The following is a 24,465-nucleotide window of genomic DNA, read 5'->3' as shown; positions in this document are numbered from 1 at the left end:
GGCGCTCAGCGGAGTGCCTCCTCCACCGCCTCGGGCACATGCGTCGCGACCACGCGGCCCGGCTGCGCGGTGGCCCGTCGGCGGTCCACCGCGTACGCGGCCGCCGCCACCGCCACCCCCAGCACCGCCAGCGCGGCCCCCGCCAGCGCCGGAGACGTCGCTCCGAAGCCCGCGGCCAGGGACAGGCCGCCGATCCAGGCACCCCCCGCGTTGGCCAGGTTGAAGGCCGCCTGGTTGGCGGAGGAGGCGAGGGACGGAGCCGCCGCCGCCTTCTCCATGACCATGAGCTGCAGCGGCGAGCCGGTGACGAAGGCGGCCGTGCCGAGCAGGGTCACCGCCACCGCCGCGCTCCACTCGGCCCGCATCAGCAGCGGGAAGAGGACGAGCACCGCCGCCAGCGAGACCAGGCCGCCGAAGAGCGTGCCCCGCAGGGAGTGGTCGGCGAGCCGGCCGCCCAGCAGGTTGCCGGCGGTGGCGCCCACGCCGAACAGCGCCAGCAGCAGCGTCACGCTGCCCTCGGCGTACCCGGCGGCGCCGGTGAGCATCGGGGTGATGTAGCTGTAGGCCGCGAACAGCGCGCCGAAGCCCGCCACGGTCGTCAGCAGTGCCAGCCAGACCGGCAGCGAGCGCAGGGCGGCCAGTTCGCCGCGCAGACCGGCGGCGGGGGCGGCGTCGGTGCGCTCGGCCGGGATGAGCAGGGCGAGCGCGGCGATCGCCGCCACGCCGATCGCGGCGACCGCGAGGAAGGTCGCCCGCCAGCCCAGGTGCTGGCCCATGAGCGTGGCGGCCGGGACGCCGGCGACGTTGGCGACCGTGAGGCCGAGGAACATCAGCGACACCGAGCGGGCCTTGCGTTCCGGCGGCACCAGGCCCGTGGCGACCACCGCGCCGACGCCGAAGAACGCGCCGTGCGGCAGGCCGCTCAGGAAGCGTGCGGCCAGGAGCGAGTCGTTGCCGGGGGCGAGCGCGGACAGGGCGTTGCCCACGACGAACAGGGCCATCAGGGCGATCAGGACGCGTCGGCGGGACAGTTTCGAGGTGAGCGCGGCCAGCAGCGGGGCGCCGATGACGACACCGAGGGCGTACGCCGAGACCAGATGGCCGGCGGTGGGGATCGAGATGCCCAGGTCGTCCGCGACGTCGGGCAGCAGGCCCATCATCACGAACTCGGTCGTGCCGATGCCGAAGGCGCCCACGGCGAGGGCGAGCAGGGCCAGGGGCATGAAGGGGCCTTTCGAGGTGGGTTCCGCGCAGCGGTACGGCTAATAAGTTCAGCTGCGGAACAAAGTCTCTCAGGCCTGGTATTCCAGCGGGTTACGAGCCGGTTGCCGATGTGGTGACCTTCACACGCGCCGCCACCGGAAGATGGTCGCTGTCGGTGCGCGGCAGCGTCCAGGAACTCTCCGGCTCGACCCCCTTGACCATGATCTGGTCGATCCGCGCCATCGGGAACGACGCCGGCCAGCTGAACCCGAAGCCGTTGCCCACCGCGCCCTGCGTCGAGCGCATCTGCGAGGTCACCGCGTTCAGCGAACGGTCGTTCATCGTGCCGTTGAGATCACCGAGCAGCACCACCCGCGGCAGCGGCTCGTCGGCGATCGCCTCGCCCAGCGCGTCCGCGCTCTGGTCGCGCTGCGAGGCGGTGAACCCGGCGTTCATCTTCACGCGCACCGACGGCATGTGGGCGACGTACACCGCGACCGGCCCCTCGGGCGTCGCCACCGTGGCACGCATCGCCCGCGTCCAGCCCAGCCGGATGTTCACCGGCCGCACCGCGCTGATCGGGTACTTGCTCCACAGCCCCACCGTGCCCTGCACCGCGTGGTACCGGTACGCCGGCGCCAGCGCGCTCTCGTACACCGGCACCGCCGAGGCCTTCAGCTCCTCCAGCGCGAGCACCTCCGCGCCCGACGCGGCCACCTCGCGGGCGGTGCCGGACGGGTCGGGGTTGTCGGCGTTGACGTTGTGCGTGGCCACCATCAGGTCGCCGCCGCCGACGGACTTGTCGAACATCAGCCCGCCGAACAGGTTCAGCCAGACGGCCGTGGGCAGCACCACCGCGACCAGCGCCGTCGCCGACCGGCGCACCAGCGCCAGGACCAGCAGGACCGGGATCGCGAGTCCCAGCCACGGCAGGAAGGTCTCGGTGAGGCTGCCGAGGTTGCCGATGCGGTTGGGGATGCGCGAGTGCAGCAGCGTCACCAGGGCCAGCGCCACCGCGACCGCGGCCAGCACGAGGCCTCGGCGCCAGATGCGCCGGTCACCGCGCCAGCCGTCCAGGAAGCGGTTCACCAGGCGCCGGAGCCGGTCCCCCCGGCGCTCGGGTCCCGAGCCGCCGTCGTCCGTCTCCGTCATGTACGCCTGCTGCGCCATACCGTCGCCTCACTGCCTGCCGTGCACACCGTTCACCCCGTGGGTTACGACCCTAGGGGATGATCGGCTCCGTTCCGCCGTCCGGTGACGGCCGTACGGCCACGAGGACGAACAAGTCGGCGCGAAGGGTTCCGGTTGCGCCGTCCCGATCATGGTCTGTGACGAAACGCGCACATTAGGACGGGGAACTGACGGGCCGTAGGCCTTCGAGCACGGCGTCGACGATCTGCTCGGGCAGGTCCTCGGGGAGGTCGGCCTCGGGGCGCATGACGCTGCGCACCAGCATGGGGCCGACGAAGATGTCGTTGAGCACCTCGACGTCGAGGTCCGAGCGCAGCTCGCCGTTCAGCTGCCCCCGGCGCAGCACCTCGAGCTGGAGCCTGCGCCGCGGTTCGACGACGGTGGCGTGGTACGCGCACCAGATCTTCGGGCTGCTCTTCATCTGGGCGTAGACGTTGTGCAGGATCGCCGAGGAACGGCTGGCCAGCCCGCGCTGCCGGAACTGCTCCAGGAGGACCACGAGGTCGTCGCGGACGCAGGTGCCGGGCAGCTCGGGGTCCGGCGGTTCGGCGGCGCGCACGACGTCGGCGAACAGCTCCTCCTTGCCGCTCCAGCGGCGGTAGATGGTGGCCTTGCCGACGCCGGCGGTGCGGGCGATGCGCTCGATGGACAGCTCGGCCAACGGCACGCCCTCCTCCAGCAGCTTCATCACGCCCTCGACGATGGCGCGTTCCACCGCCTCGCTGCGCGGGCGTCCCCGCGCGGGGGTCTCCGCGGCGGCCGCGGCCGGGCTTTCGGCAAGGCTCACTTGAGACGTCCTTTCGTCGTACCGGGAGATTCTCCTACCCGGGGGCCGGCGGTGGTCCCCCCACCGCCGGCCGGCGCCCCCGTCGATCGACTGCTCCGCCCCCGTGGTCCTCCCCCCGAGCCCCCATGACCTCCTGCGCCCCGGGGCGCCGCCGGGAACCCCCGTGCCCGCGCGCCCCCGCCCGCTACTCCATCGCGGTCACCAGCTCCTGCTCCTCCTCGCCCTTCGCGGGCGTCTGCGGCCTGCCGGGCAGGAACACCGCCGTCACGACCGCGCCGATCAGCGCGACCACGGTTCCGCACAGCGCGGTGACGTGCATGGCGTGCAGGAACGCGTTGTCGGCCGGGTCCACCAGGGCCTGGCCGCGCGGGCCGAGCCTCGCGGCGACGCCGAGGGTGGCCTCGATGGACTCGCCGGCCGTGTCCCGCAGGCCGGCCGGGAGCATCCCGAGCTTGCCCTCGATGCTGTCGCGGTAGGCCGTGGAGAGGACCGAGCCGAGGACGGCGATGCCGAGCGCGCCGCCGACCTGGCGGAAGGTGTTGCTCAGCGCGGACGCGGAGCCGGCCTTCTCGCGGGGCAGGGCCTGCATGATGACGACGCTGGTCGGCGTCATGATGTGCGCCATGCCGGTGCCCATGAGGAAGAAGACGACCTCCAGCACCCAGATGGGCGTGTCCGCGTCGAAGGAGGCGAAGGCGGCCAGCATGCCGGCCAGCACGACCAGACCGGCCGTGGTGGTCGCCCGGTAGCCGAACCGGTCGACGACCAGCCGGGCGCGCGGCGCGAAGATCATCTGTGCGGCGGCCAGCGGGATCATCAGCAAGCCGGACTCCAGCGGGGAGTAGCCGCGCACGCTCTGGGTGTAGAAGACCGAGAAGAAGGTCACGCCCATCAGCGCGAAGAAGACCAGCGCGATGGCGGCCATGGCGGCCGAGAAGACCTTGTTCTTGAAGTAGGTCACGTCCAGCGACGGGTGGTCGCTGCGCTTCTCGAACAGGATGAACCCGGCGAGGACGACGACACCGGCGCCGATGGTCGCGAGCACGGTCGGGTCGGTGAAGTCGGCGAGTTCGCCGCCCTTGATGATGCCGTAGACCAGCAGGACCAGGCCGACCACGGACAGCACGACGCCGACCGGGTCGAGCCGGCCCGGGCGCGGGTCGCGGGAGTCGGGCACCAGCCACACCATCAGCACGAGCGCGAGGATCACGATCGGCACGTTGATGAGGAAGACCGAGCCCCACCAGAAGTGGTCCAGCAGCAGGCCGCCGGTGATCGGGCCGATGGCGATGGCCAGGCCCACGCCGCCGGCCCAGATGCCGATGGCCTTGGGCTGCTCCTCGCGCTCGAAGACGTTCATCAGCACGGCGAGCGTGGCCGGCATGACGAACGCGGCGCCGAGGGCCATCAGGGCGCGGTAGGTGATCAGCTGGCCCGGCGAGCCGGACTCGGCGGCGAGCGCGGAGCCGATGCCGAACACGACCAGACCGCCGAGCAGGACCTTCTTGCGGCCCACCCGGTCGCCGACCAGGCCGGCCGTGAACAGCAGACCGGCGAAGGCGAGCGTGTAGGCGTTGATCGCCCACTCCAGCTCGCTCTGGGTCGCGCCCAGCCCCGTGGGGGCGGGGGTGGAGATCGTCTTGATGGCGACGTTCAGGATCGAGTTGTCGAGCACCACGATCAGCAGGCTCAGCATCAGGACGCCGAGGATCGCCCAGCGGCGCCGGTGCACCGCCTCCGGTATGCGGGGGCCGGCCCCGGCGTGGTCGGCAGGAGTAGTCATGCTGCGAGCCTAGGGCCATTCCGATACGAGACCGTCTCGTATCGGAATGATTTTACTCAGATCTTACGAGCAGGGGCGTGGCCGACAGGGGTCCCGCGGCGGGCGGTTCCGGCGGGGGCGGGCCCGGGGGACCGGCCCGGCGCGGGACACGCGGCGGGCGCGGTGCCGGGGGAACCGGCACGGCACACCCCCGAGACCTTGCGCACACGGGGGTCCTCTGGCCCCGCCCGGTCGGAGGTGCCACCATGGGGGAGAGTCCGGGGACGCCGTCAGGGCGCCTCGAGATGACTGAAGGAGCCGTTGCAATGACGCAGCTTTCGGCTGCCCAGACCAAGCCCTCCGACGGCAGCAAGGCGCTGTACGGGGGCAAGGGCACGCGCCGCATCACCGTCCGCGACATCGCCCTCGCCAAGGAACGCGGCGAGAAGTGGCCCATGCTCACCGCCTACGACGCGATGACCGCCTCCGTCTTCGACGAGGCCGGCATCCCGGTGATGCTGGTCGGCGACTCCGCCGGCAACTGCCACCTCGGGTACGACACGACCGTGCCCGTCACCCTCGACGAGATGACCATGCTGTCCGCGGCGGTCGTCCGCGGCACCCGGCGCTCCCTGATCGTCGCCGACCTCCCCTTCGGTTCCTACCAGGAGGGCCCGGTGCAGGCGCTGCGCTCGGCCACCCGGCTGGTGAAGGAGGCGGGCGTGGGCGCGGTCAAGCTGGAGGGCGGTGAGCGCTCGCACGAGCAGATCCGGCTCCTGGTGGAGTCCGGCATCCCGGTCATGGCGCACATCGGCCTGACCCCGCAGTCCGTCAACGCCATGGGCTACCGCGTCCAGGGCCGCGGCGAGGAGGCCGCCCAGCAGCTGCTGCGGGACGCCAAGGCGGTACAGGACGCGGGCGCGTTCGCGGTCGTCCTCGAACTGGTGCCGGCCGAGCTGGCCGCCGAGGTGACGCGGGTGCTGCAGATCCCGACCGTCGGCATCGGCGCCGGCCCGGAGACCGACGCCCAGGTCCTGGTGTGGACCGACATGCTGGGGCTGACCGGTGGGCGGGTGCCCAAGTTCGTGAAGAAGTACGCCGACCTGCGCGAGGTCATGGGCGACGCGGCCAAGGCCTTCGCCGAGGACGTCGTCGGCGGCACGTTCCCGCTGGAGGAGCACTCCGTCCACTAGGACGGGACCCCCGGGGCGCCGCACCACCGGGCCGCCGCCTCGCCCACCGGACCACCACGGCACCACCGGGAACAGCCCCGCCGATCCTCCCCCGTCGGCGGGGCTGTTCCGCGCGCCGGCGGCTACGCGCTCTCGCGCCAGCCGTTCGTGATCGGCAGGCGGCGGTCCTTGCCGAAGCCCTTGGGGGAGATCTTCGTGCCCGGCGGGTACTGGCGGCGCTTGTACTCGGCGCTGTCGACCATGCGCAGCGTCCTGGCGACCAGTTCCGGGTCGTAGCCCGCCGCGACGATCTCGTCGGCGCCCTTGTCGCGGTCGACGTACAGCTCCAGGATCCCGTCCAGGACCGGGTAGTCCGGGAGCGAGTCGGTGTCCACCTGGCCGGGCCGCAGCTCCGCGCTCGGCGGCTTGGACAGGGAGTTCTCCGGGATCGGCGGGGTCTCGCCCCGCTCGGCCGCCGCCCGGTTGCGCCACCTCGCCAGCCGGAACACCGACGTCTTGTAGACGTCCTTGATCGGGCCGTACGCCCCCACCGAGTCTCCGTACAGCGTCGAATACCCCACCGCCAGCTCGGACTTGTTGCCGGGGGCGAGGACGATGTGGCCCTCCTGGTTGGACAGCGCCATCAGCAGGGTGCCGCGCAGCCGGGACTGGAGGTTCTCCTCCGCGAGCCCGGTCAGGCCCAGCGCGTCCATGTACGCGTCGAACATCGGCGCGATCGCTACGGTGCGGAAGTTCAGGCCGGTGCGCCGCGCCAGCTCCGTCGCGTCGTCCTTGGAGTGCTCGGAGGAGTACTTCGAGGGCATGGAGACGCCGTACACGTTCTCCGCGCCCACCGCGTCGCAGGCGATCGCCGCGACCAGCGCGGAGTCGATGCCGCCGGACAGACCGATCAGCACCGACCGGAAGCCGTTCTTCGCCACGTACGCCCGCAGGCCCACCACCAGCGCCGTGTAGACCTCCTCGTCGTCGTCCAGGCGCTCACCGCATCCGGCGGCCGGCATCGGCTCGCGGGCCGGCGGCGGTTCCTCGGACAGGACGACCCGGTCGACGCGCAGCCCGTCGTCCACCACCCCGTCCGGCGCGTCGGCGTCGGCGGCCGGCAGCTCCAGGTCCAGCACCAGGCAGGTCTCCTCGAACTGCGCGGCCCGGGCGATCACCTCGCCGTCCGCGCCGACGACGATCGAGTCGCCGTCGAAGACCAGTTCGTCCTGCCCGCCGGTCATGGCCAGATAGGCCGTGGTGCAGCCGGCCTCCTGGGCCCGCTTGCGGACCAGTTCGAGCCGGGTGTCGTCCTTCTCGCGCTCGTAGGGCGAGGCGTTGACCGACAGCAGCAGTCCCGCGCGGGCGGTGCGCGCCGCCGGGACCCGGCCGCCGTCCTGCCACAGGTCCTCGCAGACGGCGAGCGCGACGTCGACGCCGTGCACCCGCAGCACCGGCATGGTGTCGCCGGGCACGAAGTAGCGGAACTCGTCGAAGACACCGTAGTTCGGCAGGTGGTGCTTGGCGAAGGTCAGCACCACCTCGCCGCGGTGCAGCACCGCCGCCGCGTTCTGCGGGGCGCCGGCCGGCATGCCGTACTTCGGCTGGGCCCGTTCGCAGCGGTCCAGGTAGCCGACGACGACCGGCAGCTCGCCGAGGCCCTCGTCGGCGAGGCGGGCGGCCAGCTCCCGCAGCGCGGTGCGGGACGCCGTCACGAACGACGACCGCAGGGCCAGGTCCTCCACGGGATACCCGGTCAGCGCCATCTCGGGGAACGCCACCAGCCGCGCTCCCCGCTCGGCCGAGTGCCGGGTCCAGCGGACGATCGCCTCGGCGTTCGAGGCGAGGTCGCCGACGCGCGAGTCGATCTGGTTCAGGGCGAGACGTAGTCGAGGCACGCGCCCCAGTGTAATCGTCAGAGCGACGCGATGGGGGGTGAGCAGGGTGAGCGGGGCGGGCGGTGGGCGCGTCCGGGCCCTCGTGCGCGCCCTCGAACGCGCGTACGCCCGCCCCTCGGGAGGAGGGGCGGGCGCGCGGACCGCTCAGCGCGGTCGGCCGTGCGTCAGGCGACGCGAGGCCGGCCGTGCGTCAGTGGCGGCGGTAGGAGTCGACGTAGCCCTTCGCGGGCGAGCCCACGCCGGTGACGTCGTCGTAGCCCTTGACGGCCTTGAGCGAGCTGTCCTTGCCGAGGCTGCGCAGGGAGTAGGTCAGACCGCCGGAGGCGTCGATGCCGTTGACGAAGTCGACACGGGCGACCGCGAGGTCCTTGCCGGTCGGCTTGTCCACCACGTCGTGGTACAGCTTCGAGCCGTACTTCGAGTAGATCGACGGGTTGGCGAAACCGATCGCCTTGCCGCCCCGGGCCTCCTGGGCCAGGGCCTGGACGGCCGCGATGACCGGCGCGGCCAGCGAGGTGCCGCCGATGCGGTACTCGCTGTAGCGCTGGGTGCCGTCCGGGAAGGACTGCGTCTGGCCGACGAGGAAGCCGGTGTTCGGGTCGGCGATCGCCGCGATGTCCGGGACGACGCGGTTGCCCGCGGCGTTGTTGGCCGTGGCCAGCGCCTTCGGGACGACGCCCTGCTGGTAGTACGGCTGCGGCACGGTCTTGCTGGTGCCGCCGCCCGCGCCGGAGGTGTACGCGCCCGGGAAGTCCGTCCAGCTCTTGCCGTCGGCCGACAGGGCGGCCTTCTCGGTGCCCCAGCCGGTCTCCCACAGGTACTTGTCGCCCTTGCCGACGGCGAGCGAGGTGCCGCCGACCGCGGTCACCCACGCCGAGTTGGCCGGGGTGTCGACCTGCTTGGTACCGGTGTTGGCGACCTCGTCGCCGTTGTCGCCGGAGGAGAAGTAGAAGCCGATGCCCTCCACCGCGCCGAACTGGAAGACCTGGTCGTAGGCGGCGGCCAGGTCCGGCGTCTGGTTGGCCTCGATGTCGCCCCAGGAGTTGGAGACGATGTCGGCCAGGTGGTTGTCGACGACCTTGCTCAGCGAGTCGAGCAGATCGTCGTCGTAGCAGGACGCGGCGCCCACGTAGGTGACGTTCGCGTCGGGCGCCACGGCGTGCACGGCCTCGACGTCGAGGGTCTCCTCGCCGTACCAGCCGGCGGCGCCGCACTCCTCGGTCCTGGTGTAGTCGGCCGGGAGGACCTGGCGCAGCTGGCTGGTCTTCCAGGCCTTGTCGCCGTTCTGCTTCGCGTAGTTGGCCGCGTCGTAGGCGATGGTCGGCGAGGCGTACGCGTCCGTGATCGCGACCCGGACGCCCTTGCCGGTGTACTTGCCGGCGCCGTAGGCCGAGCGCAGCTGCTCGCCCGTGTAGCCCTTGACGGCGTACGGGACCTTCGTGCCGTAGGCCGACGGCAGCGTGCTCGCGGTCTTGGAGCCGTAGTACGAGGAGAACGGCCCGGCGTTCTTGAACACCGCGTCCGGCGGCGGCAGCTGCTCCTTGTGGTTCGCCTTGTGCGGGGCGTTGTCCAGACCGGTGACGGTCAGGACGGCGCCCTTCAGCTCGGTCGGCACGGAGGCCGACTCGGCCGGGGCGCGGTACGTCTTGGCGCCCTTGGCGAAGTTGTGCAGCTGGGTGCCGAACGCCTTCTCGGCGGCGGCGACGTCACCCGACACGGCGATGTAGTGCGGGGTGACGGAGGTGACCTTCAGGCCCGTCGACTTCAGCCACGACTTGACGGCGGCCACCTGGGCCTTGGTCGCTCCGTAGCGGGCCTGCGCCTGCTCGGCGGTCAGGTACTGGCCGTACGACGGCGAGGACGGGTCGGCGACCGCCTTGGCGTACGCCGCGAGGCCGGCGGCGTCACGGCCGGCGAGGTACACCCGGGCGTTGACCTGGGCGCTGTTCGCGGTGGCGCCCTTGTCCGCCTTGGCCGTGGCCCACGCGGGCTTGGTGCCCGCGAGCGCGCCTCGGCCCGAGTGGTCCGCGGCGTGCGCCGCGGGTATGCCGAGCACCAGCGCGCCGGCGACCATCGGCAGTGTCGCTGCCAGGCTCACACCGGCGCGCACGGTGGCGCGGTTGGATCTCATAGAACCCCCTGCGATGCGGATCGCATGTAACGCAATGAGTGGTTGGACCACGCGTGATCCGCGAAGCGGCCGCGGCGGTATGGCCCATGAGCGATACGGCTCATGAATGGATCACACGATCGAGAGTCACTCTTCCCGATGAACCGTTCATGCCAGGGCCATGCGTAAGCCAAGAGAAAGCCAAGGAACCGTCAGGCGCGGCGAATACGGGGGGAATTGGGGGCTTCGTTCCCCGGATTCCGGTGGGGCCGTCTCACGAATCGGGCGCCGCGCCGCGCTCCTTGAGCATGTCGGCCATGAGCCGGAGCTCCGACCGCTGCCCGTCGACCATGCTCCGCGCGAGCCTCTTCTCCACGCCCACCGCGCACTTGGCGGCACAGCCCTGCGCCATGTGCAGACCGCCCCGGTGATGGGCGGTCATCAGCCGGAGGTAGGAGATCTCCGCCTGCCTGCCGTTGAGCCGGCCGAGCTCCTCGAGCTGCGCGTCGGTCGCCATGCCGGGCATCAGCGCGCCGTCCTCGCCGACGGCCGCGTCGCCCATGCCCATCCAGGTCATCGGCGGATCCGCCGACACCTTCGGCAGCCCCCACAGGTCCAGCCAGCCCAGCAGCATGCCGCGCTGGTTGGCCTGCGTCTGCGCGATGTCGTAGGCGAGGCGGCGCACCTCGGTGTCGCGGGTGCGGTCGCGCACGATGTACGACATCTCCACCGCCTGCTGGTGGTGGACCGCCATGTCCCGGGCGAAGCCCGCGTCCGCGGAGTCGGCGGCGGGTACGGGGACGGCGGTGGCGGTCGCGGAGGGAACCGCCGCGGCCTTCCCGGTGGTGTGCGCGCCGCCGTCCTCGGCGACCGCGTAGGTGATGGCCCCGGCCGCCACCAGCGCGGTCACGGCGGCCCCCGCGACCAGCCCGGCCGGCCTCACCGGTCCACGCCGCCCGTGCAGGCGGCCCCCGGCTCCGGCGTCTGGGAGCCCTGCACGAACTCGGCGAGGAACTTGTCGACGTCCGGGTCCTTCGCGCTCCGCACGGAGCGCTGGTGCGCCCACGCGGACAGCATGATCGGGTCCTTCTGGTCCGCGACGGGACTCATCAGCGTGTACGGCGTCCGGCGCACCTTCGCCGCCAGCGCGGCCACGTCCGCCTCGGACGCCCTGCCGTTGTACGTCACCCAGACCGCGCCGTGCTCCAGGGCGTGCACGGCGTGCTCGTCGCGGACCGGCTCGGTGTAGACGTCGCCGTCGCAGTTCTGCCAGACCGGGTCGTGGTCGCCGCCGACCGGGGGCTCCATCGGGTACGTCACGGGAGCGGTGGTGTGGTTGCGGCTCAGGGCGCCCTGCCAGGTGCGCACACCGTCGGCGCCGGTGGTGAAGTGACCCGCGCCGCCGGCCTTCGCGGTCCCGCCGCTCCTGCCGTCCTGGCCGCCCTTCCCGTCCCGGCCGCCCCTGCCGGCCTGTCCGCTCTTGCCGTCCATGCCGCTCCGGGCGCCGATCGCCGTCCCCGCCGGCCCGCCGTCCTCGGACTGGGCGGTCTGCGCGTGGACGAACAGCACACCGCCCACGACCAGACCCGCGACGACGGCCACGCTCGCGACGGTGCCGAGGACCCGGTTGCGCCGCTGCCGTGCCCGCTCGGCGCGCCGCGGCTCCTCCATGCGCTCCCCGCGCTGGTCGCTGCCGGTCGTACCGGGGGTGCCGGGCTGAGGGGCGGAGGCCATGGGCGGAGTCCTTCGAGGCGGGGGAACGGACACGGACGGGGCTGGGCGGGGGCCGTCGGCCCCGGGAGATCGGGTGCCGCTGATCGTAGTGGGGCGGAGGGGGCGTGGGGGAGAGCGCGGGCGGGCGGGGCGTGGCGAAGTGGGGGGGGCGCGCGGGTGCGCGGAGCACGAGGAGGGGGGAGGGAGAGGCCAGGCCGAGTGGCAGGCCGAGTGGTGGGGGCGCTGGAGGGAGGCGCCGGCGAGGAACGGTGGACGTCCTGGGGAGGGGCGCGCGGGCGTGGGGGCCGGTGGACGTCCTGGGGAGGAGACGCGGGGGAGTCGTGGCGGGGCGGCCGGTGCGGCGCCGTAAAGTTGAACCGGCGATGCGCATTATCTACGCTGGCCGTATGCGGCTGCTGCGCTCCACCGACATGGCGTTGCGCGTCCTGATGAGGCTCGCCGTCGCCGATGAGTCCTCCAGCCCCACGACCCGGGAGGTCGCGGCGGACATGGGCGTGCCGTACACGCATGCCGCGAAGGTCGTCGCCGAACTCCAGCACCGCGGGCTGCTCGCGGCCCGCCGCGGCCGGGGCGGCGGACTGTCCCTCACGGAGGCGGGGCGCGGCGCGTCGGTCGGCGCGCTCGTGCGCGCCCTGGAGGGCGAGGGAGACGTCGCCGACTGCACCGGCGGCGCCGTCCCCTGCCCGCTGAACTCCGACTGCCGGCTGCGCGGCGCCCTGCGTCGGGCCCAGGAGGCTTTCTACGCCGCCCTCGATCCCCTGACGGTCGCCGACATGGTCGCCGCGCCGACGGGCCCCCTGCTGCTGGGCCTGCCGAGCATGCGCCCGGCTTCCTGAGCGGCGGCGGTCCGCCCGCACCGGGGACCGCCCGCCGGTGACCGCCGGGCCGCCCGCCGGTGACCGCCGGGCCGGTCACCGGCGGCTCGTCGACCCATGCGCGCGGACCTCATCCGCGCGGACTCCGTGCGTGTGGACTTCGTGCGTGTGGACTTCGTGCGCGCGGACCGGAGACGCGTCGACTCTCCTGCGCGTCGACGCGCGGACACGCCGAAGGCCGGCCCGAGGTGGCGGGGGATCCACCTCGAACCGGCGGTACAGGGGGGTACGGGCCGGTCGGCCGGGCAGGGCCGTCAGGCCGCCGCGGCGGCGGGCTGGGCCAGCCACAGGTCCGGGCCGAAGACCTCGTAGTGGATGTCGGCCGGGGCCACGCCCTTGGCGATGAGCTGCTCGCGCACCGCGCGCATGAAGGGCAGCGGACCGCACAGGTAGGCCCGCGTCCCGGCGGGGACGGCGACCTCGGCCAGGTCGACGCGGCCGGGCCGGCCCGCGCCCTCGGCGTCCTGCTCGTAGAAGAAGACGGTCCGCGCGTCGGCCAGCTTGGCGGCGTACGCCTCGTGGTCCGGGCGCAGCGCGTGGGTGGCGGGGGAGCGGTCGGCGTGCACGACGGTCACCGGGGCGCCGTGGCCGGCGTCGGCGAGCTGCTCCAGCATGGCGATCATCGGGGTGACGCCGATGCCCGCGGAGGCGAGCAGCAGCGGCGCGTCGGTGTCCTCCAGGACCAGGTCGCCGTAGGGGGCGGACAGCTGGATGACGTCGCCCTCGCGCACGTGGGCGTGCAGGTGATTGGAGACCTCGCCGTCGGGGGTGGCGGCGTCGCCGCTCACCCGCTTGACGGCGAACTGCCGCTCCGGCGAGCCGGGGGCCGCGGTCAGGCTGTACTGGCGGATCTGGCGGGCGCCGTCCGCGAGGGTGACGCCGACCGAGACGTACTGTCCTGCGCGGTAGCCGGGCACCGGGGCGTCGTCGACGGGGCGCAGCCTGAACGTGGCCACGTCGCCGGTCTCCTCGGTGCGCCCGACGACCTTCCACTCGCGCCAGCCGGTCTGCGCGCTCTGCTCGTAGAGCCGCTTCTCGATGGCTATGAGGGCGTTGGCCATCAGCCAGTAGACCTCGGTCCAGGCGGCGGCGACCTCTTCGGTGACCGCGTCGCCGAGGATCTCGGCGATGGCGGCGAACAGGTGCTCGTGCACGATTGGGTACTGCTCCGGGACGATGCCCAGCGAGGCGTGCTTGTGTGCGATGCGGTTCAGCATCACGTCGGGGCGCTGGTCGGGGTTGCCGACCAGGTGCGTCGCGAAGGCGGCGATGGAGCCGGCGAGGGCCTGCTTCTGGGCGCCGGAGGCCTGGTTGCCGCGGTTGAACAGGTCGCGCAGCAGCTCGGGGTGGGCCTCGAACAGCCTGGCGTAGAAGCGCTCGGTGATCTGGCCGATGGCCGCGCCGACGGCGGGAAGGGTGGCGCGGACGGTGGTCGCTGACTGCTCGGACAGCATCGTGACTCCTCGATGACTCGATCGGTTGCTCGATCGCTCGACTGATCGCGACGGTATGAAAACTTGCATCCGAGATGCAAATTAAGCGGGCGTGGGCTACCTCACGTGCGATCGGCTCCGGCCATTTCGGCGGCGGCGCGCAGGGGGCAAGATGGGCGGCAGAGCAGCACGGCCCCCCGCCCGGGGCACGGTCCGCAACGCGCGTGAAACCCTGGTGTGGTGTGATGCTCGCGTGCCCGACCGCCTCCCGTGACGACATACGGACACAGGCGGCCTGACCAGCAAGGATGGGGAAGCGGAAGATGGACAAGCAGCAGGAGTTCGTGCTCCGGACGTTGGAGGAGCGCGACATCCGGTTCGTACGCCTGTGGTTCACGGACGTGCTGGGCTTCCTCAAGTCCGTGGCCGTGGCCCCCGCCGAGCTGGAGCAGGCCTTCGACGAGGGCATCGGCTTCGACGGCTCCGCCATCGAGGGCTTCGCCCGGGTCTACGAGTCCGACATGATCGCCAAGCCGGACCCGTCGACGTTCCAGATCCTGCCCTGGCGGGCGGAGGCCCCCGGCACGGCCCGGATGTTCTGCGACATCCTCATGCCGGACGGCTCACCGTCCTTCGCCGACCCGCGCTACGTGCTCAAGCGGGCCCTGGCCCGCACCTCCGACCTGGGCTTCACCTTCTACACCCACCCGGAGATCGAGTTCTTCCTGCTGAAGAACCGCCCGCTGGACGGCACCCGTCCCACCCCCGCCGACAACTCCGGCTACTTCGACCACACCCCGCAGGCCGTCGGCATGGACTTCCGCCGCCAGGCGATCACCATGCTGGAGTCGATGGGCATCTCGGTGGAGTTCTCCCACCACGAGGGCGCACCCGGGCAGCAGGAGATCGACCTGCGCTACGCCGACGCGCTCTCCACGGCGGACAACATCATGACGTTCCGCCTGGTCATGAAGCAGGTGGCGCTGGAGCAGGGCCTCCACGCGACCTTCATGCCGAAGCCGTTCTCGGAGTTCCCCGGCTCCGGCATGCACTCGCACCTCTCACTCTTCGAAGGTGACCGGAACGCGTTCTACGAGTCCGGCGCCGAGTACCAGCTCTCCAAGGTGGGCCGCTCCTTCATCGCGGGCCTGCTGCGCCACGCGGCGGAGATCTCCGCGGTCACCAACCAGTGGGTGAACTCCTACAAGCGCATCTGGGGCGGCTCCGAGCGCACGGCGGGCGCCGGCGGCGAGGCCCCTTCCTACATCTGCTGGGGCCACAACAACCGCAGCGCGCTGGTCCGCGTCCCCATGTACAAGCCCGGCAAGACGGGCTCGGCCCGCGTCGAGGTCCGCTCGATCGACTCCGGCGCGAACCCGTACCTGACCTACGCCGTCCTCCTGGCCGCCGGCCTGAAGGGCATCGAGGAGGGCTACGAGCTCCCGCCGGGCGCCGAGGACGACGTCTGGGCCCTCTCCAACGCCGAACGCCGGGCCATGGGCATCGAACCCCTCCCGCAGAACCTCGGTGAGGCCCTGACCCTCATGGAGAACAGCGACCTGGTCGCCGAAACCCTCGGCGAACACGTCTTCGACTTCTTCCTGCGCAACAAGAAGCAGGAGTGGGAGGAGTACCGCTCGGAGGTCACGGCGTACGAGCTGCGGAAGCATCTGCCGGTGCTGTAAGCGCAGGTCAGGGCGGGTCTGTCGCTGACTCGGCAAGCGGGGCGGACGGTCACGGACCGTCCGCCCCACCGCGTCTCACTGGCCCTGGGCCGTCCCTGGGCCGTCCGGCACCGGGTCGGTGCCCTCGTACAGGCTGTTCACGGCCTTCCTCGCCCGTGCGTCGCTGCTCGGCATCAGATGCGTGTAGACCCGGAGCGTGAAGCCCGGATCGTTGTGCCCGAGGTAGTGACTCAGTGCCTTGATGTTCTCGCCGGCGTCCAGCAGCACCGAGGCGTAGAAGTGCCTCAACGCGTGCATGCCGTGTTCGCGGGCGGCCTGGTGCCGCTTGCCCGGTTCCGGCTGAGGGATCACCCCGGCAGCCACGAGCGCGGGCTTCCACGTGCGGTCATTGAAGTCGGTCCGCCGTACCGCGCCCGCACCATCGAGACGGGTGAACAGCAGCCGTTTCGTCACAGTCGGGCCATCCGGCCGAAGCCAGGGAAGGGAGACGGCCACCGGGGGAAACGCCTCCAGGTGCGCTTTGAGGACGTGAGCCACGCGTTCGGGTAGCGGGACATCCCTGACCTTGTTGCGCTTCGGCGGAGCGAAGACCAGACCTTCCTTCGTCACCTTCACTTGGTTGGCGATGTGCAGCCACCCCGAGTCGAAGTTGATCGCGTCCTCAGGAAGTCCGAAGATCTCGCCTTGCCGTAGTCCGCACCCGCCCCCGAGATCCACCGTCGCGCGGTAGCGCTCCGGCAGTGCGGCCCGCACCGCGAATACGCGCTCAGCACTCCACGGCACGACGCGCCCCCTTCCTGCGGCAGGCGGGCGCACGGATTGCGCGTGGCAAGGATTCTTGGAAAGGTGACCGTCATCGACGGCCGCGTTGAGGACCGTCGACACGTTGTTGTAGATCACGCGCCTGTACGAGGACGCCGGTACGGCCCGCTCCAGCGCGCTGAGCCAGTCCCGAATGTGTTCCGGTTTGAAGGAACCGAGGGGGCGCGGTCCAAGGTAGGGAATCGCGTGGCCGCGGATCGCCGACTCGACGGACTCGCGCGTCGTCAGGTCGGTGGTCTGAGTGGTGAGCCACTTCTCGGCGTACTGCCGGAACGTCACCCGGCCGGCGGTGGGGTCGAGGTACTGACCGCGCGACATGTCGGCCTCGATGTGAGCCAACCACTGGTCTGCCAGCCGCTTCTGTCCGTCGGGGAAGGACTTGCTCTTTTCGGTACCGTCCGGGCCGATGTACCGGGCGCGGTATCGCATGCCTGCGCCATAGCGGTCCGTTCGCACCCGACGAGGCTTGCCTTTGTCGTCGGGCTCCGTCTTGTACCAGCGGTCTTGGATATGCCCTGCCATCCGGCAGTAGTCCTCTCTGACATGCCGCAGGGCCAGAACCTGTCGGCGGCCCTGGCCCTGCGGTGAGTGTTCAAATGTGCTTAGGCAGCGATCTCCGCGCCCTTCCGCTGAGCGACGTAGGCGTGTACGTCGGCGGGGTCGTAGCGCAGATGCTTGCCGATGCGGAAACCGGGTGGACCGATGCGCTTCTTGCGCCACTGGTAGACGGTTTCTTTCGGCACTTCGAACATCTCGGCGATGTCGTCGGGAGTGAGGTACCGGTCTGGAAGACCGCCTCGCAGGACGGCCTGGGGTCCGGTCTCTTGGGGGACTGGGGGGTGGGCCACGGGGTCCTCACGTAGGGGTCGTCTTGGCCGAGGAGCTTGCGTCTGTCCGAGGTGCGGATTTCTGCGTCACCCGCGTCATCTGCGTCATTCAGGTCTCTGACCTGCGGGTTTTGGGTGACGCAGAGAGCGGGGTGTGCGTCACCGGTGACGCAGGCTCTCCGTCATCGGTGACGCAGGTGACGCAGGTGACGCAGGGTGACGCAGACAGAGGCCGTCTGCGTCACCCTCGTTTGCGCAGGTCACCCGCTGTTTTTCGGGCTCGGGTGACGCAGGTGACGCAGCGTTTCCCACTTAGGAAAAAAGAGGGGCGTCTGTAGTGGTGTGGTGGCCACTCAGGGCGTGAAGAAGGAGCGCTTCGCGCGCGTTCCTTGCAGGGCGGCGCTGCCGCCGAACAGCAAGAAGAGCACGCGTCGCCCCGGGTGCTCTTCTTGCTTGTACGGCGGCGGAGCGCCGGTCAGAACGCGGCTGCCTGCTCGGGTGTCGGCGGTGCCGGGGAGCGGGTCATCTCGATGTAGCGGCCCTCTTTGGTGCGGCCGGAGTCGATGAGGACGCCGCGGGCCGCCAGGGTTGGCTGAAGGCGCTTGAGGCGGTCGGAGAGGACTTTGCCGGTGGTGGGCCAGCCCTTGGGTAGCGGGCGGAAGTCCTCGCCGGCGTAGAGGCGGCTGAGGCAGTGCAGCCACTCCGTGGACGTCATCCGCTGCCCCGCGCCCGGTTCCAGGTCCGCGGCATGCTTGAGGACGGTCTGCGCCAGCAGATCGCCCTCGATCACGTCGTCGTTGAGGTCGTCCAGGCTGGCCCGGTAGGCGGCCAGCGCGCCCAGGCCGGTCGCGGTGTCGAGCTGCGCGCACAGGTGCGCGAAGTCCGCCATCCGCAGATCGGTCGGGGTTTCCGCCTCGGCCGCGCGGACCTTGACCGTCAGGTCCAGCAGCGACCCGAGGACGACGGGCAGGGCCTCGGCGTATTCCTGCCAGAGTTCCGCCTCGGTGCGCCGCACGCTGGGCCGTTCCAGCCGCAACGGCAGCAGCCGTTCGGCGAGGTCGGGGCGGATGACTCCCACGTCGATGCCGGTCAGGAGCAGAGGGCGGCGGTAGCGGGCGCGGAACACGTCGCCGTCGGTGAACAGGGCGCGCTTTACGTTCTCGGCTCCGGTGACAATGCAGCACATGGCGTCGGACAGGTCCGGGGTCATGTGGGAGAGGTTGTCCAGGGCGGTGACCCAGCCGGCGGCCACGGCCGCGATCAGGTTCTCTTCATCCTTCGGGGCGCGGCGCAGGTCGCCGCTCATGCCCTCAATGACCCGCACGAGCATCCGCCCACCGGTGGACTTGCCCGCACCCTGGGGACCGGTGAGGAACGGGGCGGGGACGGGCACGGACGGGCCCAGACACCCGATGAGCCAGGCGATGGCCAGGCACTCGGTCTCCGCCGTGGCGAAGTTGCACAGCCGCAACAGCAGGTCGATGCCCTTGCCGTCGGTGTCCCGGGCGGGCAGGGGCAGTTCCCCGGTGAGCTGGGTACGCCGCCAGCACACCTCACGCGGGTCGGGAACGGCGATGTCCCAGCCGGTGGGGTGGATACGGACCGACTGACCGTCGGCCCGTCCGAGGTCCAGCCACGTTGCTCCGTCGAACCCGGGGGCGACGCGGATGTGCACGGGCTGTACGTCTTCCGTCAATGCGAGCGCTTCGATCAAGTCCAATGCCTCCTTCAGTGCGGTGCCGTTGAACACGCCGAGCCCGTCCCGGAAGAGTCCGACCATGAGTTCCTGTCGGTGGCTTCCTGTGGTGCCCTGGGAGCGGATCGGGCGAGCCACGGGGTGGCCATTGCGCTGCGCATACACGGTGCCGTCGGCGGTGCGGAAGTAGCGGAAGTGGGATTGCGCGTAGCCGGTGATGACTTCGCGTGCTGGGCTCTTCTCGTCGTCGGCCACGGTCACAGTCCCAACCGTGTACGGGCGTTGGTCCAGGCGTCTGTGCAGTGCCGTGCCGTCTCGCCCTTGGCCTGCGCAGCGGCGAACAGCCGCCCGATGTGGGTGTCGGTGAGGCAGCCGCACCGGCCGTGCGTGGACAGCACCGCCAGGAAGGTGCGGTAGACGGTGGCGTGGACCGCGCTGGAAGCCTCGGTGATGCGCTGCTCCGCCATGGCGATACCGCGTTCCAGGAAGACGGGCGTGCGGTGCGGGCACTCCCCGCCCCCGAACCGTGCGGGCACAGCGACGGCATGCGGCGCCGGACGGACCGGGACGGATGCCTTCACGGCCAGGGCGCGGACGGTGTCCGGCAGGGCGGCCATAGTGCCGGTGCCGGGGCCAAGCCAGCGGGCGTAGGCCATGGTGGACTTGATGTCCACGCCGGGCCGCACGCCGTTCGCGGACTGCATGTGACCGAGGTAGAGCCAGTGCTCACCGCGGGTCGTGGGCACGGTCTGCGTGGCCGGCAGGTTCTCGCGGGCCCAGTTGACGGCGTCGGCGTCGTCCAGGTCCACGACCGTCAGCCCCGCCCCGCCCGGGTGGTAGGCGACCGCGCTCGCGCGCATCCACGCGCGCCGCCACACGACCGAGGCGATGACATCCGGGTCGGCGGTTGCGGCGGCCCAGCCGTGGCAGGGACCGGGGCACGAGCACGGCCCAGACATTTTCATGTTCGGCCGGCCGCCGCACGCGTTGCCGGTGCAGCGGCGGCAGTTGCCGAACGGAACCTTGCCCACCCGCAACGGCAGGACCGGCACCCGAAACGCAGCCAGGTCAAGCGCGGTACGCATCAGGGACTCGCTCATGCGGCGGCCCTCCCTTCGAGGGTGAGGAACTGGGTGGCGATCCAGTGGGTGTAGGCGGGGGGTACGGCTTTGCGGGCTTCCCGGTTGGTCATCCAGGTGCAGCCCATGGCGTCGGCGTAGGCGCGCTCGCTCTTGTGCTCGAAGGCCAGCAGACCGGGGCGGTGCCAGCACGGCGGGACCAGGTCCCCGCCCCCGCCCCACGAGGTCTCGAAGGCGCGGTGGCGGCGGACCGATAGGCCGAACTGGGTTCCGCACAGCAGGTAGTCCGGCCGCAGCAGACCAGCCGCGGCGGTCTCGGGCACGTTCTCTATCACCCACGGCCGCCCCGTCGCCTGCATCACCTCCCGCCCGGGGCCGATCAGGTCGGGGTGGTCTTCGGGGTTGCCGCGCCACCTGGTGACGGTGGCGTAGCGCTCGCACGGCCACGAACCGTGGATGAGGTCGAAGGCGTGCCCGTACTGCGCGCAGTAGTCGAGGCCGTCGGCCTGGATGAAGGTGAAGGGGTAGTTGGGCTGGGGGCGGTTGTCGACGCCGACGATGTCGAACCCGGCGAGGTAGTAGCCCATGGACAGGCCGCCGGCGCCGCAGCACAGGTCCAGCAGCCGCAGTCCGTTCGGCCGCCGCAGCGGCAGCACACGCGCGCTCACGCGGCCACCCCCAGCACCGTCGGGGCGATGTGGGCGAGGGCGGCGCGGCCGATGTGCTCGGTGTAAGCGGGCGGGATGGCCTCGGTCAGTTCCTCGCGCACGTCGGTCCAGTCGATGCCCATCGCGGCCTGTAGCTCGGGGATGGACGGTTTGCCGCCGCCGTTGCCGTACGCAGCGACGTACGGGCCGTCGTAGAAGCGGCCGTGCCGGTAGCCGCGTACGCGGCCCCGGTGCGGGACGTGCGCCGGTTGCACGGTGGTCCAGCCGCCCAGCTCGAAGTTGCGGTGTCGGATCACCCCGAGACCGAACATTTCCCCGCACAGGGTGAGGTCCTTGCGGATCTGTGCGCGGCCGTTGGGCTGCTCGATGACGTAGGGCAGACCCGTGCGGTCGAGCAGGGCGCGGGTCGCACCGACCAGGTCGACATGGGTGCGGCCCCAGCCCTGCGAGGCGTTCGTGCCCACGGTCAGCGCGCATCCGTGCTGGCAGGGCGGGGAGGCGTGCACGAACGCGTACCGGCGGATCTCACCGGACGCGATCAGCTCGGCAAGGTAGGCCAAGGCATCGCCGTGGTGGTAGGGGAAGGGGTAGTTCGGCCGGTGGGCGATGTCGCAGCCGTCCACGACGAACCCGGCGCGGGCGTAGCCCGTGGCCGCGCCGCCGGCGCAGGAGAACAGGTCCAGCAGGCGCGGCCTGTGGCCGGGCACTCGCCGGATGGGGGTGGGTTGGGTCATGCTGGAGGTCTCCAGTTCTCTTTGGCGGTTCTGGATGACGAGGGCGGCCCCGGTTCTTGGTGGGATGGGGGCCGCCCTTGGTGTTGCCTACGGGTTGGGGAGGGCGTGGATGACGGCGGTGGTCATGTCGTTGATGGGTCCGGCCGCGCCGGTGGAGGCGAGGAAGAACCCGAACATGACGGCGGCGAACGCTGCGCCGGGGGTGAGGCTGCCGTGGCGCAGCAGGAAGAACAGGACGAGGCCGAAGAGGAAGACGAGCGAGACGGTCACGGCCATGGGGTGTAGTCCTCATCGGTGTCGTAGCGGCGGGGGCGGCGGGTGCCGGCGTGGTGGATGTCGCGGCCGGTGTTGAGCAGGCGGCGGCCGATGCGGAGCCGGTAGCGCTGCCCGCGGCAGCGGCGGCAGAGCTTGACCGTGCGGCGGGCCTGCCGGACGCCCGTACCGGAGCACTTGCGACAGGGGGCGAACGGCCGGATGGCGCACAACGCTGCGTAACCAGCGAGGGTGAGTAGGACGGCGAGGCTAGCGAGAGCCACGGGGGCTCACTTCCCTTCTCAGGGCCGGAATCGGGGGTTTGCGCAGGTGGGCCGCTAGACGTTAGATCACTGGTCAGCGGCCCTGTGGGGTGCTAGTGGGGTTGCTAGACCTAGCGGGCGAGGCTGCTAGGTCTAGCAGTGCCGCTCGGGTCAGGCGGCGGCCCGATCCGCGTTACGGCGAGTAATCGCTGCGGTGATGTCGGCGCGCTTGATGCCGCGCCGGTTGGCTCCCTCGCCCTCATCCGTGGTGCCCCACACCTGCCCGGACTTGATGCCCCAGGGTTTGAGGGCGGCGGTGACGTTTTCGCCCTGCCATCCGGCGTAGGTGTCGGGGTGAGCAGCCGTGAGGCGGGCGGCGATCCGCTCGCACCACACGGCCTTCTCGTCCTCGGCGATCACGTCCAGGACGTCGGCGAGGATGTCGGAGCCGGTGCCGGTCTTGTCGGGTCCCTTGCCGATGGCGTGGCCGGTGACGTTGCCGTAGTCCTCGCGGGCCTTGCGGGCGCGGGCGACGATGCGTTCGGCGGCGACGGCGTCCACGAACGCGGAGGCGACGATGCGGGGGTCGTCGCCCTCGCCGGCCATCCAGCAGATGCCCCGGTCGGAGCGGGAGAACATGGTGGCCCGGTAGCCGGACTTGTACATGGACGTGCCGAGCACCATGTCGTTGGCGGGCTGCCCCATGACCTTGAGGCAGAACCGCAGGACGGCGTTGGCGCTGATGCCTGTCGGGAGGGACTTCGCGTCCGGGCGTTGGGTGCCGAACATGGCCACGATCCCCAGGGCGGGGCCGCGTTTGACCAGGTCGGTGCAGATGGCTTCGATCTCCTTGCCGTGCTCCTCGTGCTCGAAGGGCACCTGGCACTCATCGAACCCGACCACGATCGGATGCAGCCCCAAGCTCTTGTCCGCGGCGAGTTCGGGGGTGACCTTGGACTCCGGGCAGCGCGAGCGGGGCAGCGACTTGATGACCTTGGCACGGCGGCGCAGTTCTTCCTTCAACTCCCGCAGCGACTGGACGACGTAGTCGATGTCCTCGTCTTCCTCGCCGGCGCGGTAGCGGTGGCAGACCGGTTCCAGCGCGCCGAAGTCGCCGGTGCCCTTGAAGTCGAACGCGTGGACCTCGGCGCGAGGGTCGAGTGCGGCGATGAGCAGGAACAGCCGCATCAGGAAGGTCTTGCCCATGCGGGGGATGGAGCCGACGACGACGGAGGCGAACATCAGCGTCACGGCCACGTCCCGCATGCGCTGATCGTTGCCGAACACCACCGGCCGGAACAGATCCACCGTCCCGGACTTGGCCAGCGGCCAAGCGGGCTTGGTGGTCTCGTTCATCGGCTTGTCGCCCACCCACAGCACCAACCGGCCCTCATGCTGCTCAGGGTCGGGGGAGGGCCACACACAACCGGTCTTGCGCCGCAGCCCGGACGCCAGCGGCTTGCGGGCCTCCATGATGTCTTCCGGCGTGACGCCGTAGGGAAGGTCCAGGTCGGCGCGGTAGCCGGGGCCGTCGCGGACGATCTCCGAGACGAACCGCAGCCCGTTCATGTCCCCGCCCTTCTTGATCGCGGCGGTGATCTTCGCGTTCCCGATGCTGTCGAGTCCGCGCAGCACGATGGAGCCGGTGAGCTTCTGGATCTCGGTCTTCAGCACCGCCGGGCCGACGACGGGGGCGTCGGGTTGCTGTCCGGCCAGGCCGAGCAGCAGCACCCCGCCGGCGGCGAACGCGCACAGGTAGACGGGGGCCAGGACGTACAGCCACAGCGCGAACCCGAGCCCGAACACGGCCGCGACCAGCGTGACCAGTCCGCGCAGGCGGATGCGGCCGGAGCGCAGCCGGGCCAGGCGCATGTACTCCTCCACGTCCTCCGTGCGCACCGCGAACTCCCGCAAGGGTGCGGCCTCGCGGTCCCACACCCACCGGTTCGTAGAGGCGACGAACCGGCACGCCCCGCGCGGCGACATCAGGGCGAGGCGTCCGGCGTACAGGGGGATGCGGACGCCGTGGTAGAGGGCGGCGTATCCGACGTTCGCGCCGGTGTGGCGGGCGGTGGCGAGGAAGTCACGCCGGTTGGTCAGCCATCCGGCCAGGAGCGGCTTGCGCTTGGTGATGCTCACCTTCGGGTCCGGCAGCGCCGGATTGTCCACCGGCATCGGGGCCGCCGGCGCATCCTCGTCCGGACTCGGGCCGGGGCCGGACGCCGGGTCGGGGACGGGCCGCAGGTGCGGACCGGTCGGGGTTTCCGTCATGCT

Annotated in this window: 21 protein-coding genes; 3 read left to right on the top strand and 18 right to left on the bottom strand. The window is 71.4% G+C overall.

Going from position 1 to position 24,465, the window contains the following annotated elements; translation table 11 throughout:
* Nucleotides 1-5: 5 nt before the first annotated feature.
* From ACH5A8_RS02185 to ACH5A8_RS02170, 4 genes are all read right to left on the bottom strand, one after another.
* On the bottom strand, nt 6-1,223 hold the full coding sequence (locus ACH5A8_RS02185) for an MFS transporter (protein WP_398996991.1): 1,218 nt from the start codon (nt 1,221-1,223) through the stop codon (nt 6-8).
* A gap of 91 nt (nt 1,224-1,314) precedes the next feature.
* Nucleotides 1,315-2,373 carry an endonuclease/exonuclease/phosphatase family protein gene (locus ACH5A8_RS02180; protein WP_398996989.1) on the bottom strand — a complete coding sequence of 353 codons (1,059 nt, stop codon included), beginning with the start codon at nt 2,371-2,373 and terminating at the stop codon, nt 1,315-1,317.
* A 175-nt stretch (nt 2,374-2,548) separates the two neighbouring features.
* Nucleotides 2,549-3,181 (bottom strand): TetR/AcrR family transcriptional regulator, encoded by a 633-nt coding sequence (locus ACH5A8_RS02175; protein WP_398996987.1) that lies wholly within the window; start codon nt 3,179-3,181, stop codon nt 2,549-2,551.
* A gap of 184 nt (nt 3,182-3,365) precedes the next feature.
* A complete protein-coding gene (locus ACH5A8_RS02170; protein ID WP_398996985.1) occupies nt 3,366-4,964 on the bottom strand; it encodes an MFS transporter in 1,599 nt (532 codons plus the stop codon).
* 305 nt (nt 4,965-5,269) lie between these two features.
* On the opposite strand from ACH5A8_RS02170, the gene panB reads away from it, so the two are divergent.
* Nucleotides 5,270-6,136 (top strand): 3-methyl-2-oxobutanoate hydroxymethyltransferase, encoded by an 867-nt coding sequence (gene panB, locus ACH5A8_RS02165; RefSeq protein ID WP_398996983.1) that lies wholly within the window; start codon nt 5,270-5,272, stop codon nt 6,134-6,136.
* Between the two features lie 122 nt (nt 6,137-6,258).
* Here panB and ACH5A8_RS02160 read toward each other — a convergent pair whose 3' ends face one another.
* The 4 genes from ACH5A8_RS02160 to ACH5A8_RS02145 form a co-directional block, all read right to left on the bottom strand.
* On the bottom strand, nt 6,259-8,013 hold the full coding sequence (locus tag ACH5A8_RS02160; RefSeq protein WP_398996981.1) for an NAD+ synthase: 1,755 nt from the start codon (nt 8,011-8,013) through the stop codon (nt 6,259-6,261).
* 190 nt (nt 8,014-8,203) lie between these two features.
* The gene (locus ACH5A8_RS02155) at nt 8,204-10,144 is read right to left on the bottom strand and encodes a protease pro-enzyme activation domain-containing protein (protein WP_398996979.1); all 1,941 of its coding nucleotides are present in this window, start codon (nt 10,142-10,144) and stop codon (nt 8,204-8,206) included.
* Nucleotides 10,145-10,397: 253 nt separating this feature from the next.
* Nucleotides 10,398-11,066, bottom strand: a complete 669-nt coding sequence (locus ACH5A8_RS02150; RefSeq protein WP_398996977.1) for a DUF305 domain-containing protein — start codon at nt 11,064-11,066, stop codon at nt 10,398-10,400.
* On the bottom strand, nt 11,063-11,857 hold the full coding sequence (locus ACH5A8_RS02145) for a DUF3105 domain-containing protein (protein ID WP_398996975.1): 795 nt from the start codon (nt 11,855-11,857) through the stop codon (nt 11,063-11,065). Before ACH5A8_RS02145 ends, ACH5A8_RS02150 begins: the two co-directional genes overlap by 4 nt.
* 386 nt (nt 11,858-12,243) lie before the next feature.
* Here ACH5A8_RS02145 and ACH5A8_RS02140 point away from each other — a divergent pair, with 386 nt between their 5' ends.
* Entirely contained in the window at nt 12,244-12,693 is a 450-nt protein-coding gene (locus ACH5A8_RS02140; protein WP_398998218.1) for an Rrf2 family transcriptional regulator, read from the top strand.
* Nucleotides 12,694-12,986: 293 nt separating this feature from the next.
* Here ACH5A8_RS02140 and ACH5A8_RS02135 read toward each other — a convergent pair whose 3' ends face one another.
* On the bottom strand, nt 12,987-14,186 hold the full coding sequence (locus tag ACH5A8_RS02135) for a globin domain-containing protein (RefSeq protein WP_398996973.1): 1,200 nt from the start codon (nt 14,184-14,186) through the stop codon (nt 12,987-12,989).
* A 302-nt stretch (nt 14,187-14,488) separates the two neighbouring features.
* Here ACH5A8_RS02135 and ACH5A8_RS02130 point away from each other — a divergent pair, with 302 nt between their 5' ends.
* Nucleotides 14,489-15,850 carry a glutamine synthetase family protein gene (locus ACH5A8_RS02130; protein WP_398996971.1) on the top strand — a complete coding sequence of 454 codons (1,362 nt, stop codon included), beginning with the start codon at nt 14,489-14,491 and terminating at the stop codon, nt 15,848-15,850.
* A 75-nt stretch (nt 15,851-15,925) separates the two neighbouring features.
* Here ACH5A8_RS02130 and ACH5A8_RS02125 read toward each other — a convergent pair whose 3' ends face one another.
* The 9 genes from ACH5A8_RS02125 to ACH5A8_RS02085 all read right to left on the bottom strand — a co-directional run bounded on the left by ACH5A8_RS02125 (nt 15,926) and on the right by ACH5A8_RS02085 (nt 24,462).
* On the bottom strand, nt 15,926-17,194 hold the full coding sequence (locus ACH5A8_RS02125; protein WP_398996969.1) for a tyrosine-type recombinase/integrase: 1,269 nt from the start codon (nt 17,192-17,194) through the stop codon (nt 15,926-15,928).
* A gap of 80 nt (nt 17,195-17,274) precedes the next feature.
* The gene (locus ACH5A8_RS02120; protein ID WP_398996967.1) at nt 17,275-17,520 is read right to left on the bottom strand and encodes a helix-turn-helix transcriptional regulator; all 246 of its coding nucleotides are present in this window, start codon (nt 17,518-17,520) and stop codon (nt 17,275-17,277) included.
* A 454-nt stretch (nt 17,521-17,974) separates the two neighbouring features.
* Nucleotides 17,975-19,450, bottom strand: coding sequence for an ATP-binding protein (locus ACH5A8_RS02115; protein ID WP_398998216.1), 1,476 nt, complete (start codon nt 19,448-19,450; stop codon nt 17,975-17,977).
* A 2-nt stretch (nt 19,451-19,452) separates the two neighbouring features.
* Nucleotides 19,453-20,295 carry a bifunctional DNA primase/polymerase gene (locus ACH5A8_RS02110; protein ID WP_398996966.1) on the bottom strand — a complete coding sequence of 281 codons (843 nt, stop codon included), beginning with the start codon at nt 20,293-20,295 and terminating at the stop codon, nt 19,453-19,455.
* Nucleotides 20,292-20,942: a DNA cytosine methyltransferase gene (locus ACH5A8_RS02105; protein ID WP_398996964.1), complete on the bottom strand. Its 651-nt coding sequence runs from the start codon at nt 20,940-20,942 to the stop codon at nt 20,292-20,294. Before ACH5A8_RS02105 ends, ACH5A8_RS02110 begins: the two co-directional genes overlap by 4 nt.
* Nucleotides 20,939-21,676 (bottom strand): DNA methylase, encoded by a 738-nt coding sequence (locus tag ACH5A8_RS02100; protein WP_398996962.1) that lies wholly within the window; start codon nt 21,674-21,676, stop codon nt 20,939-20,941. Before ACH5A8_RS02100 ends, ACH5A8_RS02105 begins: the two co-directional genes overlap by 4 nt.
* Before the next feature lie 87 nt (nt 21,677-21,763).
* Nucleotides 21,764-21,952 carry a hypothetical protein gene (locus tag ACH5A8_RS02095; protein WP_398996960.1) on the bottom strand — a complete coding sequence of 63 codons (189 nt, stop codon included), beginning with the start codon at nt 21,950-21,952 and terminating at the stop codon, nt 21,764-21,766.
* Entirely contained in the window at nt 21,943-22,212 is a 270-nt protein-coding gene (locus tag ACH5A8_RS02090; RefSeq protein WP_398996958.1) for a hypothetical protein, read from the bottom strand. Before ACH5A8_RS02090 ends, ACH5A8_RS02095 begins: the two co-directional genes overlap by 10 nt.
* A 150-nt stretch (nt 22,213-22,362) precedes the next feature.
* Nucleotides 22,363-24,462 (bottom strand): cell division protein FtsK, encoded by a 2,100-nt coding sequence (locus tag ACH5A8_RS02085; RefSeq protein ID WP_398996956.1) that lies wholly within the window; start codon nt 24,460-24,462, stop codon nt 22,363-22,365.
* Nucleotides 24,463-24,465: the final 3 nt, after the last annotated feature.

Source organism: Streptomyces sp. NPDC018610 (genome assembly GCF_044391765.1).
GTDB lineage: Bacteria > Actinomycetota > Actinomycetes > Streptomycetales > Streptomycetaceae > Streptomyces.
The sequence above is the reverse complement of the archived record's forward strand: the minus strand, read 5'-3'. Positions and strand labels throughout refer to the sequence as shown.